Below are 13,147 nucleotides of genomic sequence, written 5' to 3'. Positions count from 1 at the left end.
CCACCGGCGAAACAAGGAGCTGGACATGGATGTCGTGGTGTTGATCGGCCGGGTGTTGTTCGTTGTGCTCTTTTTCGGCTCGGCCATCGGTCACTTCACTCAGACCGAGGCGATGACCGGTTACGCGCAGAGCAGGGGTGTGCCCGCGGCCAAGGCCGGAGTGCTCGTTTCGGGATTGCTGATGGCGCTCGGCGGTCTGAGTGTGCTGCTCGGCATCTGGGCCGATCTCGGTGCGCTGCTGCTGTTCATCATGCTGCTGCCGACAGCGGTGCTCATGCACGGGTTCTGGTCCGAAACCGATGCGGAGGCCAAGCAAATGGAGATGATCCAGTTCAACAAGGATCTGGCGCTGGCGGGAGCGTCGCTGATGCTGTTCGCCTTCTTCGCCCACACCGACGAACTGGGATTGACCATCACCGGACCGCTTTTCAGCCTGTGACGGAGCGCACGCGCTAATATTGCGGTCCGCATCCGCAGTGAAAGGGAACGCATGGACATCATCGGCGCGATTCTGGGTATTTTCTGGGCCGACTACCGGCAGTGGCCCTGAGCCCAGTACCTGCCGGCCGCCGGCCCGTTCGTGATCGCGGACGGGCCGGAGCTGTTTCCGGTACCGGTCATGTGATGAATGTCCCAGAGCGGCAACGTCGTTCACCGATGTTGTGGCAGATCACAGCCCAGCCCGGGCCGGTTTGGGTCCGCCCAGGTAGAGCAGGCCATGCGGTATTCGCCCAGGCCGGGCCGCTGCCACCGCGGGTGAACACTCCGAATGTGATGTGTTGCGAATTCTGATAATTCCGGGCGTATTGCCGCTATGGTCGACCCAGTCGCCGCGCCGAAGCCCCGACACGCCGGGACGAAAAACCTGACGCAGGCGTCCGACCCGCACAGTTGGAGGAGAGATGACCGCCTACCGGACCATTGTCGTCGGTACCGATGGCTCGGACTCGTCGTATGTCGCCGTCGACAAGGCCGCCGCACTGGCCGGGGCCGCAGGCTCGACCCTGATCGTGGCCTGCGCCTACTACCCGACCGACGACCGTGAGGTCGCCGCGGCCGCCGATGTGCTCAAGGACGAGGCCTACCAGGTGCGCGGTTCCGCGCCGACCAACGAGATCCTGCGCACCGCCCGCGACCGGGCCACCGCCGCGGGCGCCAAGGAGATCGTCGAGCGCGCCATCGTCGGCGAGCCGGTCGAATCGCTGCTCGACCTGGTCAAGGAGACCCAGGCCGATCTGCTCGTCGTCGGTAACCGCGGCCTCAACACCCTGACCGGGCGCCTGCTCGGCTCGGTGCCCTCGGACGTCGCGCGCAAATCGCGCTCGGACGTCCTCATCGTGCACACCGTTCGCTGACACCAGCAGCGTCGTCGCCGCCGCACCGGCGGCGACCACGCCTGCGTGTGGCCCTATGCCATGGCCGGGCGCGCCTGGAGCGAGCTCAGCACCTCGGGCAGATCGGTGCTGTGCAGCACCGTCAGCCGCTGGGTCGCGCGGGTCAGCGCGACGTACAGATCGTTGAGCCCGCGCGGCGACTCACCGATGATCCGCTCCGGCGCCACCAGATACACCGCGTCGAATTCCAGGCCCTTCACCTCGTGCACCGTCAGCACGCGCACCGATTCCGCCGCAAGTCCGGCCAGTTCGCCGGCCAGCGCGTGCGGCACGATCACCGCCGTGGTGCCCGGCCCCTGCTCGGCCGCGAGCAGCCGCGCCAATTCGGTGCCGAAGGCAGGCTCGTCGCACCGATGCGCCTGCGGCGGATGCCCGGACTCGCGGACCGAGCGTGGTGCGCGGGCCTTCGCATCGATGGCGGTCAGCACCTGCGCGGCCACGTCCATGATCTCGGCGGGCGTGCGGTAGTTGACGGTGAGTTCGGTGAGCTTCCACCGTGTGGCCACATACGGTTCCAGCACCGTCTGCCAGGTGGAGGCGCCCGCCGGGTCACCGGTCTGGGCGACATCGCCGACCACGGTCATCCAGCGGTTCGGGATGCGGCGCATCACCATCCGCCACGCCATCTCCGACAGCTCCTGTGCTTCGTCGACGATGACGTGGCCGTAGGTCCAGGTGCGGTCGCCCGCCGCGCGTTCGGCGGTGGTCTGGCGGGTGCGCACCTGCTGGCGTTCGGCCAGCTGCCCGGCATCGATCAGGTCGTAGGCCATGAGGATCTCGGGATCGAGTTCGTCCTCGAGATCCTGCGGTGCGGAACCGGTGAGGATGTCGAGCGCGTCCTGGGCCTCGGCCAGCTGGGCGCGCCAGCGGCGGCGGGCGCGTTCGCGTTCCTCGGCGTCATCGATGCCGAGCAGTTCGGCCAGCTCGTCCAGCAGCGGAGCGTCGGCGGCGCTGAATGCGCCGGTGTCCTGGCGCAACAGTTCGGCGCGGTCGGCCGGGTCCAGCGAACTCGCGGCCCGGTCCAGGCGGGCCGGATCGGCCAGCAGATCGGCCAGCACCTGCTGCGGGGTCAGGATCGGCCACAGTGCGCCGATGGCACGCTGGATCTGCGGATCCGAGCGCATCTCGTCGGCGATCTCGGCCAGATCGGTGCTGCTGAGCAGGCTGCGCGCACTGTCGACGGGGTCGGCGCCCATGGTCGCGGCCAGCTGTTCGGTGAGCGCGTCGATCACCGAGGACGCGAAGATCGGGCGGGCCAGATTGTGCGGCCGCCGCGAGGAGCGGGCCCGGCCCCTGGCCTTGGTGACGATCTTGCGGTTGAGCGTCAGCGGATAGCCGTCGAAGCTCAGCGCGATCGGCTCCTGCGGCACCTCCTGCCGGTCCCGCACCGCCTGCTTGAGCACCTCCAGAATGCTCAGCGAACCCTTGATCTCACCGGCCCGCAAGGAATCCTCCCGGGTGGCCTTCACGCCGGGATACAGGTCGCCGATGGTCGACAGCAGCACGCCGGTCTCACCGAGCGAGGGCAACACCTGGCCGATGTAATCGAGGAAGGTCGCGTTCGGCCCGATGATCAGCACACCGGCCTTGGCCAGCTGCTGCCGGTAGGTGTAGAGCAGGTAGGCGGCGCGATGCAGCGCGACCGCGGTCTTGCCGGTGCCCGGCCCGCCCTGCACCACCAGCACGCTCTTGTGCTCGGCGCGGATGATCGCGTCCTGCTCGCTCTGGATCGTCTCGACGATGTCGTTCATATGGCCCGTGCGGGCGGCGTTCAACGCCGACAGCAGGGCGCTCTCACTGCCGACGCCGCCGTCGTCCTCGGTGACGCCGGCGCGTTCGGCCGCCTCCAGATCCAGGTATTCGTCGTTGATCGCGGTGACCCTGCGATTGCGGGAACGGATGTGACGCCGGCGCAGCACGCCGTCCGGCGCGGCGGTGGTGGCCAGGTAGAACGGCCGGGCCAGCGGGGCGCGCCAGTCCAGCAGCAGGGTCTCGTAGTCGTTGTGCTCGTCGAGGATGCCGAGGCGGCCGATGTAGCGGCGCTCGGCCTCGGGCTCACCGTCCTCGGTGCCGTCGCCGTCGAGATCGATGCGGCCGAAGCACAGGCCGTGTTCGGCGGCATCGTATTTGGCCAAGTCCTCGGTGTAGAGCTGGGTGAACGATTCGCGTTCGCTGCGTGCCTGTGGGGTGCCGCCGGTCTCCAGCAGGACGGTGCGCAGCCGTTCGGTGGCGTACTTGCGCATGCCGTCGAGGCGGTCGTAGAGGACGTTCAGATGGGCCTGTTCCCGATCGATATCGGTGCCGGTGCTCGATGCGGTGGTGGTCTCGGTGTCCGGGATCGGGGAGCGGTGATCCTGAGTGAGGCGGTCGGGCAAAACGAACTCCTTGTCACCCGGTGACTGGCACCAGTGGGGCAGGCAGACGACAGCGGTGGTGGAAGGCGCGGACGATCGGAAAACGGAATCGTCCAGTCTACTGCGCGTTCGGCGTGGTCGCCGCCGCGCTCAGGATGCGTGGGTGTTGTTCGGCCTGCGGGCGGGCCCGATCAGGCCCTCGCGATGCCCGGCCGGCTTGGCGCGGTACATCGCCACGTCCGCGTCGTGCAGCACCGCTTCGGGGGTGCGCCGGTCGCCCGGGCGCAGCGCGGTGACCCCGATCGAGGCGTTGACCTCGATGCGATGCCCACGCGCGACGATCGGTTCGGCCATCGTCCGCTGCAACCGCAGGATCAGCGCGTCCAGATCGGCCTGCCGGGTGCGCCCGGACAGCAGCACCAGGAATTCGTCGCCGCCGAGCCTGCCGACGATGTCGTCGGCGCGCAGCGCCCGCTGCAAACGCTGCGCCACGATCTGCAGCACCGTGTCACCGATGGCGTGGCCGAGGGAGTCGTTGATCGCCTTGAATCCGTCCAGGTCGATGAACATCACCACCGACACCGGCAGATCTTCGCTGGCGGCCAGCGCGCCCGCGAGTTGCGACAGGATCAGCGACCGGTTGGCCAGCCCGGTCAGCGAATCGTGGGTGGCCTGATATTCCAGGTGCCGCCTGCTGGCCCGGTATTCGGTGATATCGGCGAACGAGGACACCGCCGAGGAATCCGGATCGCCGGGATTGAGCAGCCTGCTCGACCCCGACAGCCAGCGCCGTTGCCCGTCGGAGCGGTCGACGCCGAAGACATAGCCGGTGATGGTCTCGCCGGTGGCAAGGGTGCGCGCGACCGGATGCCGGGCGGTGGACATCGGCTGGGCGTTGGTGTCCAGCAGCGTCAGCGGCAGCTCGGCGATGCTCACCCCGGCCAGGTCACCGGCGTCCTCGATGCCGAAGATGCGTCGCGCGGCCGGATTGACCGATTCGATCCGGCCGTCCCGGTCGATGACCGCCACGCCCTCCTCGAGCTGGGACACCACCGTGGTGAAGTGCTGTTCGGCGCGGCGCTGGGCGGCCTCGGCGGCGCGCTGGGCGCTCAGATCGTGGATGACGACCTGGTAGGCGGCCTGGTCGTGCCAGACGGTGAGCACCGAGACGGTCTCCACCGGCACCTGCGTGCCGTCCAGCCGTAGCAATGTCATCTCGGCGGGGGTGGAGGCCGCGCCCGCCCGGGTGAGCCGGGAGATGCGGTCGAGCATGCCGGGCACCGAATCCGGGTGCACGAACTGCACCAGCGGGCGTCCGACCAGATCTTCCGGGCCCGACGCGGCCAGCATGCGCACCGTAGCCGGGTTGACGTAGACGATGATGCCGCGTTCGTGCACGCAGATACCGTCCGGAGTGTGTTCGACCAGAGACCGGTACCGCTGCGCCAGCTGCTCGGCGGCGCTGAGCCTGTCCTCTCCCACCTCGAACCCCCGATCGTCCACCGATAGCTGGTCATTGGAGCACGGGATTATTCTGGATCCGACATGTGCGCCGTTCACATGATCGACGCGATTGCCGTGTGTCGGGTACTGCGCCCGGGCTCGATCCGGTGATCATGACAGAACCGGTTCTTCACGACGGCGGGCCGGCGCGAGTGGCCGGAGGAGATCGGGCCGAGGAGCGATGCCATGTCCGAACCTGATCATCATATGTCCATTGCCGGTGTCGGCGCTGTCACCGGGTACGGATGGGGGCGCGAGGCGCTGTGGCGCGGACTGCTGAGCGGCAAGTCGGCGGCCGGCGTGCAGCCCGGTTACGGCGTGGGACGCGATGAGCCGGCATGGGTGTCGCTGGTCCCGTCGGGCGGCGATCCGCGGGTGAGCGGCAGCCGATATGGGCGCGCCGTGCACGCGGCGGCGCGCGAGGCCATCGAGGACGCGCGCGCCCGTGGCTGGCGGCCGGGCCGCACGGTGGGCCTGCTGCACGCGATCGTGCTCGGCGACGTGGCCAACTGGCGTGACTTCTACACCGTCGACGACGGCCACCGGCGTTCCCGCGGGTATCTTCCGCTGCTGCCCTCCACGCCGATCTCGGTGGTGATGCAGGAGTTCGGTTTCCACGGTCCGGCGATGAACGTGTCCGCGGCGTGCAGTTCCGGCAATGCCGGATTGCTCACCGCGAAGCTGTGGCTCGACAGCGGCCAGGCCGACGACGTGGTGTGCGTGGTGAGCGACCTGTCGGCGACACCGGAGATGGTGGAGCATTTCGTTCGGCTCGGCGCCGCCGTCACCGATGCCGAACCGCTGCAGGCCTGCCGCCCGTTCCAAGAGGGGAGCCGTGGTTTCAGCATGGGGGAGGCGTCGGTGGGTTTCGTGCTCAGCCGCTCGGCGTCGCGCCCGTATGCCCGGGTGCTCGGCGGTGCGATGACCAACGACGGCTATCACGTGGTGTCGGTGGATCCGGGGCACGGCCAGATCATCGAATGCGCGCGCCGGGCGCTCCGCGCGGCAGGCGTATCGGCGGATCAGGTGGCCTATTTCAATGCCCACGGCACCGGCACCCGCCAGTGCGACGACGCCGAACGGGCGCTGCTGGCCGAGGTCTTCGACGACCGGCCCGCCATCTACGCCCTCAAGCCGCTGACCGGCCACTGCCAGGGTGCGGCGGCCGCGGTGGAGATCGCCGCCGCGGCCATGGGCTTCGAACGCTCGCTCGTGCCCGCCGCGCCGATCGTCGCGTCACCCCATCCGCGGTTGCTGGACGGGCCGGTGGCGAGCGCGGGCGCGATCACGGCGAAACTGTCGCTGGGGATGGGCGGCAACAACGCGGTGGTGGTGCTGGCACCGCCGGAGTGAGCCGCCGCGACGGATCGGCGGTCACGGCAGGGGAGCCGTCCAGCAGAGCCGGGTCCCCGGCAGTGCGTCCGCGCTCTCGGCGCGCGAGTGCCTGGCCACCGCGGCGGTGACGGTGAACCGGCCCGCGGCCTCCTCGGCGCGCTGCTCGAGGTTGCGCAGCCCGCTGCGGATGACGTGATTCGGCACGCCCCAACCGTTGTCGGTGACCACGATGGTCAGATCGTCGGACACCCCGATGTCGACGGTGACGGTGTCGCCGCCGGAATGGCGCACCGCATTGCTCACCGCCTCCCGCACCACCGCCTCGGCATGATCGGCCAGCTCGGGTTCGAGCACCGACAGCGGTCCGGAGAACTGCACGGTGGCGCGGATCTCGGTATCGGCGGTCTGCTGCCGGATGGCGTGTTCGATGCGTTGCTGCAGCCGCGCGCTGTCGGCGCCACCGTGCAGATCGAAGATCGAGGTGCGGATCTCCTGCACGACCTCCTGTAGATCGTTGATCACTCGTGAGAGCCGGTCGCGGACCTCGGGCACCGTCGCCCGCGGCACCGCACCCTGCAAGGTCAGCCCGATCGCGAACAGCCGCTGGATCACATGATCGTGCAGGTCGCGGGCGATGCGATCGCGGTCGGCCAGGATGTCGACCTCACGCATCCGTCGTTGCGCGTCGGCCAGTTGCATCGCCAGTGCCGCCTGATCGGTGAACGCGGCGGTGAGCTCGACCAGCTCGTCGGAATACGGCGCCGAGCCGGCGCGGCGCACGGTGACCAGCGTGCCGTGAGTGGCGTCCGGGGTGCACAGCGGCAGGATCAGCGCGGGCCCGGGGGAGGGCAGGGTGATGCCGAGCGTCACCTGCCCGGCGTCGTCGAAGCGCAGCGGGGTGCGGCGGTCGAACGCCTCACCGACGGCAGTGCCGGTCAGCGGAATCGGATGCCCGGCCCGGCGCGCGTCGGGGCCGGACCAGTGGGTGATCAGCAACTCGCTGACGTCGCCCGGACCGGCCGCGGCCAGGAAACACAGCTGCGAGCCGGTCAGCGCCCGCGCATGATCGACGACCCGTTCCAAAGCCTTGCCCGGTGTGCCCACGGCCAGGAATTCGGTGGCGACATCACGGGTGGCTTCGATCCATTCCTGCCGGGTGCGTGCCGACTCGTATAGGCGCGCATTGTCGATCGCGATGCCTGCCGCCGCGGCCAGCGCCTGCACCAGGACCTCGTCCTCGGCCGTGAACGGTTGTCCGCCGGACTTCTCGCACAGGTAGAGGCTGCCGAAGACCTCGTCGCGGATCCGGACGGGCACGCCGAGGAAGCTGCGCATCGGCGGGTGGTGCGCCGGGAATCCGACCGAGGCCGGATGGCCGGTCAGATCGTCGAGCCGCAGCGGCGTGGGCTGGGCGAAGACCGCCCCGAGCACGCCGTGGCCCGCGGGGAGGGCGCCGATCCTGGCCCTGGTCGCGTCGTCGATGCCCTCGGCGACGAACTGGAAGAGCTTGCCGCTGTGCTCGCGCACCCCCAGCGCGCCGTAGCGGGCGTCGATGAGGGTGGTCGCGGTCCGCACGATCGCACTCAGCGTGTCGTCGAGATCCAGCCCGGAGGTGACCGTCAGCATGGCTTCGATCAGCCCGTCCATCCGGCCGCGGGAATCGGCCGACACCTCGACCCGATCGCTGACCTCGGCCAGCAGTTCACGCAACCGCTGCTGGTAGAGGGCGCCGCGCACGGCGGGCGGGCCGATGCGTTCCTTCGGGGCCCGGTGAGTCGGTGCGGCGGTCGGTTCCGCCCCGGCAGCGGTGTGGCGAGCCGGCCGGGAGTCGGCGGCCGAGGACCCGCGGCGGTGGGCTCCGGTCTGCTCGGCCATCGGCTTCCTTGTCGTCTGCGCGCGAGGCGGCCCGTCCCCCAGCGGCGGTCCGATGCGGCGTCGTAACCAATGCTATGGCGCGATCGGGGACTTTCGGCCCTGTTCGTGATCTCCGCGTGATGGTGGCATATCCGCACGGCGAGAATAGAAAGCAGGGGTTTCCTATGAATTCGCTGGAGCTGTGGGACACCGCGACCGAGCCGGACCTCGCGGTCACCACCCGTGGCGCGGTACCGCCGGCCGACGTGACCCGTGCGGTGCGGGCGATCGGGCGGGTACTGCGCCGTCATCATCTCGACGCGGCCGCGCACGTGCGCGTCACCGCACCGGCCGACGCCGATCAGCCGACGGTCGTGCAGGCCAATATCCATTCCCGCGATACCCGCACCCGGGTGCAGGTGCCCGGCCCACGCGGTTTCGCGGTCACCTTCGCCGCCGAACGGCTGGACCGCCAGATCGCCCGGCTCGGCGCCGATCCGGTCCCGCGGGTCTGGCCGGATCCGGCCCGGCCGCCGCTGGCCCGGGTCACCGAGCAGCGGCCGATCACCCGGCGCAAGGACTACGCCCTGCTCACGGGCACCCCGGCGCAGGCGATCGAGGTGCTCGACGCCATGGATTACGACGCGCACCTGTTCACCGACGCCGCGACCGGCGAGGAAGCCGTGGTGCACTGGATCGACCCGGACGGGGTGCACATGATCCGCCAGCACAGCATCGCGCCCACCGACGCCGCACCCGCGCCGATGGCGTTGACCGTGGACGCCGCACCCGCCCCGCGGCTGGACGAGGGCGATGCCGCCACCCAGCTGTGCTGGCGTGGCCTGCCGTTCCTGTTCTATACCGATGCCCGCACCGGCCGCGGTCATCTGCTCTACCGCCGCTACGACGGCGACCTGGCCCTGGTGCGCCCGGCCCGCTAGCGCCTACCGCTCGCCGAGCTTGGTGGCGAGCACCGCGGCCTGGGTGCGCCGCTCCACGCCGAGCTTGGCGAGCAGCCGGGAGACGTAGTTCTTCACTGTCTTCTCGGCGAGGAACATGCGCGCGGCGATCTGCCGGTTCGTGAGCCCCTCACCGAGCAGGGTCAGCAGTTTGCGTTCCTGCTCGGTGAGCCCGGCCAGCGGGCCGTCGTCCTCGGTGCTGCGCCGCAGCCGCGTCTTCAGCGCCGCCGCGGCGCGCGTATCGAGCAGCGAACGGCCCGCGCCGACCTCTTTGACGGCGTCGGCGAGCTCCATGCCCTTGATGTTCTTCACCACATATCCCGAGGCTCCGGCGAGGATCGCATCGAGCATGGCCTGGTCGTCGGTGTAGGAGGTGAGGATCAGGCAGCGCAGATCGTCGAACTCGGCCAGCAGATCGCGGCACAGCTCGATGCCGTTGCCGTCGGGTAATCGCACGTCCAGCACCGCGACTCGGGGGCGAAGGGCGCGGATGCCGATCATCGCCGACGCGACGTCACCGGCCTGGCCGACGACGGTGAGATCCGGATCGCTCTCCAGCAGGTCGATCAGACCGCGGCGGACGATCTCGTGATCGTCGACCAGGAACACCTCGAGCACAGCCGACTCCTGTTCGTTTGTCTACCCTGGTCAAGGTAGCTCGCCGAACGGCCGTGGGGGATGGCCGAAAGTCATCTGGCGGGCCTCGCCCCTCGCCCGGGAAAACTTGTCGGTGGTCCGGCCTAGCATGGCCGCCGGGGACATATCGGCATGCCAGAACCCGGTACGCGGGACATCGAAGAGAGAAGGGACCCACCTGGTGGCGGAACGCCTCACCGTGCGCGGAGCTCGGGAGCACAACCTCAAAGGGGTCGATCTCGACCTGCCCCGCGACAGCCTGATCGTCTTCACCGGGTTGTCCGGGTCGGGCAAGTCGAGCCTGGCCTTCGACACCATCTTCGCCGAAGGTCAGCGGCGCTACGTGGAGTCGCTGTCGGCGTACGCGCGCCAGTTCCTCGGGCAGATGGACAAGCCCGATGTCGACTTCATCGAGGGGCTGTCGCCCGCGGTGTCGATCGACCAGAAATCGACCAACCGCAATCCGCGCTCCACCGTCGGCACCATCACCGAGGTCTACGACTACCTGCGTCTGCTCTATGCCCGCGCGGGCACCCCGCACTGCCCGGTGTGCGGTGAACTCATCGAGAAGCAGACCCCGCAGCAGATCGTCGATCAGGTGCTCGCGATGGAGCCTGGCATCAAGTTCCAGGTGCTCGCCCCGGTGGTGCGCACCCGCAAGGGCGAGTTCGTCGACCTGTTCGACCAGCTCAACACCCAGGGCTACGCGCGAGTGCGGGTCGACGGCGTGGTGTATCCGCTCACCGATCCGCCGAAGCTGAAGAAGCAGGAAAAGCACGATGTCGAGGTGGTCGTCGACCGCCTGGCCGTCAAGCCCGGTTCCAAGCAGCGGCTCACCGATTCCATCGAGACGGCGCTGCGGCTGGCCGACGGCATCGTGGTGCTCGATTTCGTCGACCGCGACGAACACGCTCACGACCGCGAGCGCCGTTTCTCCGAGCGGCTGGCCTGCCCCAACGGCCACCCCCTCGATATCGAGGATCTCGAGCCGCGCTCGTTCTCGTTCAACTCGCCCTACGGCGCCTGCCCGGACTGCACCGGCCTCGGCATCCGCAAAGAGGTCGATCCGGAACTGGTCGTGCCCGATCCCGATCTGAGTCTGGCCGATGGCGCGATCGCGCCCTGGTCGCGCGGGCAAACGGCCGAGTACTTCACCCGGCTGCTCTCGGGTCTGGCCGAGGCCATCGGTTTCTCCATGGACACGCCCTGGCGGGAGCTGCCGGCGAAGGCCCGCAAGGCGGTGCTGGAGGGCAGCTCCGATCAGGTGCACGTCTCCTACACCAATCGGTACGGGCGCAAACGCTCCTATTACGCCGATTTCGAAGGCGTGATGCCGTTCTTGCAGCGGCGCATGGAGAACACCGAGTCCGAGCAGATGAAGGAGCACTACGACGGGTACATGCGCGATGTGCCGTGCCCGGTCTGCAACGGTGCCCGGCTGCGTCCGGAGATTCTCGCCGTCACCCTCGCCGCCGAGGGCGAGCGCAAGTCCATCGCCGAGGTGTGCGATCTGTCCATCGGTGACTGCTCGGCGTTCCTGAACGCGCTCACCCTCGGCGAGCGCGAGGCCGCCATCGCCGGGCAGGTGCTCAAGGAGGTGCAGGCCCGGCTCGGCTTCCTGCTCGACGTCGGCCTGGAATACCTGACGCTCTCCCGCGCCGCGGCCACCCTCTCCGGTGGTGAGGCGCAGCGCATCCGGCTGGCCACCCAGATCGGCTCCGGCCTGGTGGGTGTGCTGTACGTGCTCGACGAGCCGTCCATCGGCCTGCATCAGCGCGACAACCGCAGGCTCATCGAAACGCTGACCAGGCTCAAGAGGCTCGGCAACACCCTGATCGTGGTCGAACACGACGAGGACACCATCCGCGCCTCGGACTGGGTGGTCGATATCGGCCCGCTGGCCGGTGAACACGGCGGCCGGGTGGTGCACAGCGGCCCGTACCAGGAGCTGCTCACCGACCCGAACTCGCTGACCGGCGCCTACCTGTCCGGTCGTGAGCGGATCGAGGTGCCGCTGGTGCGGCGTCCGGTGAACAAGAAGCGCCAGGTCACCGTGGTGGGTGCGAACGAGCACAACCTGAAGGGCCTCGACGTCGCGTTCCCGCTCGGCGTGCTCACCGCCGTCACCGGGGTGTCCGGCTCGGGTAAGTCCACCCTGGTCAACGACATCCTCGCGACCGTGCTGGCCAACCGGCTCAACGGGGCGCGCCAGGTGCCGGGCCGGCACACCCGGGTCAACGGCCTCGACCATCTGGACAAGCTGGTCCAGGTGGACCAGTCGCCCATCGGTCGCACCCCGCGCTCCAACCCCGCCACCTACACCGGTGTGTTCGACAAGATCCGCACCCTGTTCGCCGCCACCACCGAGGCCAAGGTGCGCGGATATCAGCCGGGCCGGTTCTCGTTCAACGTCAAGGGCGGTCGCTGCGAGGCCTGCTCCGGCGACGGCACCCTCAAGATCGAGATGAACTTCCTGCCGGACGTCTATGTCCCGTGCGAGGTGTGCCACGGCGCCAGGTACAACCGGGAGACCCTCGAGGTGCACTACAAGGGCAAGACCATCGCCGAGGTGCTGGACATGCCGATCGAGGAGGCCGCGGAGTTCTTCGAGCCGGTCACCTCGATCCACCGCTATCTCAAGACCCTCGTCGACGTGGGTCTCGGATACGTGCGGCTCGGCCAGCCGGCGCCCACGCTCTCCGGCGGTGAGGCCCAGCGCGTGAAGCTGGCCGCCGAACTACAGAAACGCTCCACCGGGCGCACGGTTTACATCCTCGACGAGCCGACCACCGGGCTGCATTTCGAGGACATCCGCAAATTGCTCGGCGTCATCAACGGGCTGGTCGACAAGGGCAACACGGTGATCGTCATCGAGCACAACCTCGACGTCATCAAGACCTCGGACTGGGTGATCGACATGGGTCCCGAGGGCGGTTCCGGCGGCGGCACCGTCGTCGCCCAGGGCACACCGGAAGACATCGCAGCGGTGCCCGACAGCTACACCGGGCAATTCCTGCGTGAGGTGCTCGACAAGCCCGCCACGCCGACAGCGGCGAAACCCAAGCGCGCGACCAAGCGGGTGGCGAAGAAAGCGGCTGCGGTCGGCTGACCG

Annotated in this window: 9 protein-coding genes; 5 read left to right on the top strand and 4 right to left on the bottom strand. The window is 69.0% G+C overall.

Features of this window, described 5'->3' with window-relative positions; genetic code table 11:
* The first annotated feature begins 25 nt into the window (after positions 1 to 25).
* Both AC5W7N_RS21935 and AC5W7N_RS21930 read left to right on the top strand, forming a co-directional pair.
* Positions 26 to 439 (top strand): DoxX family protein, encoded by a 414-nt coding sequence (locus AC5W7N_RS21935; protein WP_163813760.1) that lies wholly within the window; start codon positions 26 to 28, stop codon positions 437 to 439.
* 463 nt (positions 440 to 902) lie between these two features.
* Positions 903 to 1,355: a universal stress protein gene (locus AC5W7N_RS21930; RefSeq protein ID WP_014350356.1), complete on the top strand. Its 453-nt coding sequence runs from the start codon at positions 903 to 905 to the stop codon at positions 1,353 to 1,355.
* Positions 1,356 to 1,408: 53 nt separating this feature from the next.
* Here the strand turns inward: AC5W7N_RS21930 and AC5W7N_RS21925 are convergent, their stop codons facing one another.
* Entirely contained in the window at positions 1,409 to 3,733 is a 2,325-nt protein-coding gene (locus AC5W7N_RS21925) for a HelD family protein (RefSeq protein WP_495924169.1), read from the bottom strand.
* Between the two features lie 165 nt (positions 3,734 to 3,898).
* Positions 3,899 to 5,251, bottom strand: a complete 1,353-nt coding sequence (locus AC5W7N_RS21920; protein ID WP_163813761.1) for a diguanylate cyclase domain-containing protein — start codon at positions 5,249 to 5,251, stop codon at positions 3,899 to 3,901.
* A gap of 207 nt (positions 5,252 to 5,458) precedes the next feature.
* Between AC5W7N_RS21920 and AC5W7N_RS21915 the strand changes: the two genes are divergently transcribed.
* Positions 5,459 to 6,604 carry a beta-ketoacyl synthase N-terminal-like domain-containing protein gene (locus AC5W7N_RS21915; protein WP_195007372.1) on the top strand — a complete coding sequence of 382 codons (1,146 nt, stop codon included), beginning with the start codon at positions 5,459 to 5,461 and terminating at the stop codon, positions 6,602 to 6,604.
* A gap of 21 nt (positions 6,605 to 6,625) precedes the next feature.
* Here the strand turns inward: AC5W7N_RS21915 and AC5W7N_RS21910 are convergent, their stop codons facing one another.
* Positions 6,626 to 8,461, bottom strand: coding sequence for a sensor histidine kinase (locus AC5W7N_RS21910; protein ID WP_495922081.1), 1,836 nt, complete (start codon positions 8,459 to 8,461; stop codon positions 6,626 to 6,628).
* Between the two features lie 164 nt (positions 8,462 to 8,625).
* Here AC5W7N_RS21910 and AC5W7N_RS21905 point away from each other — a divergent pair, with 164 nt between their 5' ends.
* The gene (locus AC5W7N_RS21905; protein WP_194992572.1) at positions 8,626 to 9,381 is read left to right on the top strand and encodes a sigma 54 modulation/S30EA ribosomal C-terminal domain-containing protein; all 756 of its coding nucleotides are present in this window, start codon (positions 8,626 to 8,628) and stop codon (positions 9,379 to 9,381) included.
* Positions 9,382 to 9,384: 3 nt separating this feature from the next.
* Here the strand turns inward: AC5W7N_RS21905 and AC5W7N_RS21900 are convergent, their stop codons facing one another.
* Positions 9,385 to 10,017, bottom strand: a complete 633-nt coding sequence (locus AC5W7N_RS21900) for a response regulator transcription factor (protein ID WP_163813763.1) — start codon at positions 10,015 to 10,017, stop codon at positions 9,385 to 9,387.
* 199 nt (positions 10,018 to 10,216) lie between these two features.
* Between AC5W7N_RS21900 and uvrA the strand changes: the two genes are divergently transcribed.
* The gene (uvrA, locus tag AC5W7N_RS21895; RefSeq protein ID WP_495922080.1) at positions 10,217 to 13,144 is read left to right on the top strand and encodes an excinuclease ABC subunit UvrA; all 2,928 of its coding nucleotides are present in this window, start codon (positions 10,217 to 10,219) and stop codon (positions 13,142 to 13,144) included.
* Positions 13,145 to 13,147 lie beyond the last annotated feature (3 nt).

The sequence above is a fragment of the Nocardia sp. CDC519 genome (assembly GCF_059509835.1).
The sequence above is the reverse complement of the archived record's forward strand: the minus strand, read 5'-3'. Positions and strand labels throughout refer to the sequence as shown.

Bases quoted from the DNA above. Each gene is read 5' to 3' on its own strand.
- AC5W7N_RS21905 (WP_194992572.1), top strand. From the start codon at position 8,626: ATGAATTCGCTGGAGCTGTGGGACACCGCGACCGAGCCGGACCTCGCG.
- AC5W7N_RS21935 (WP_163813760.1), top strand. From the start codon at position 26: ATGGATGTCGTGGTGTTGATCGGCCGGGTGTTGTTCGTTGTGCTCTTT.
- AC5W7N_RS21910 (WP_495922081.1), bottom strand. From the start codon at position 8,461: ATGGCCGAGCAGACCGGAGCCCACCGCCGCGGGTCCTCGGCCGCCGAC.
- AC5W7N_RS21915 (WP_195007372.1), top strand. From the start codon at position 5,459: ATGTCCATTGCCGGTGTCGGCGCTGTCACCGGGTACGGATGGGGGCGC.
- AC5W7N_RS21930 (WP_014350356.1), top strand. From the start codon at position 903: ATGACCGCCTACCGGACCATTGTCGTCGGTACCGATGGCTCGGACTCG.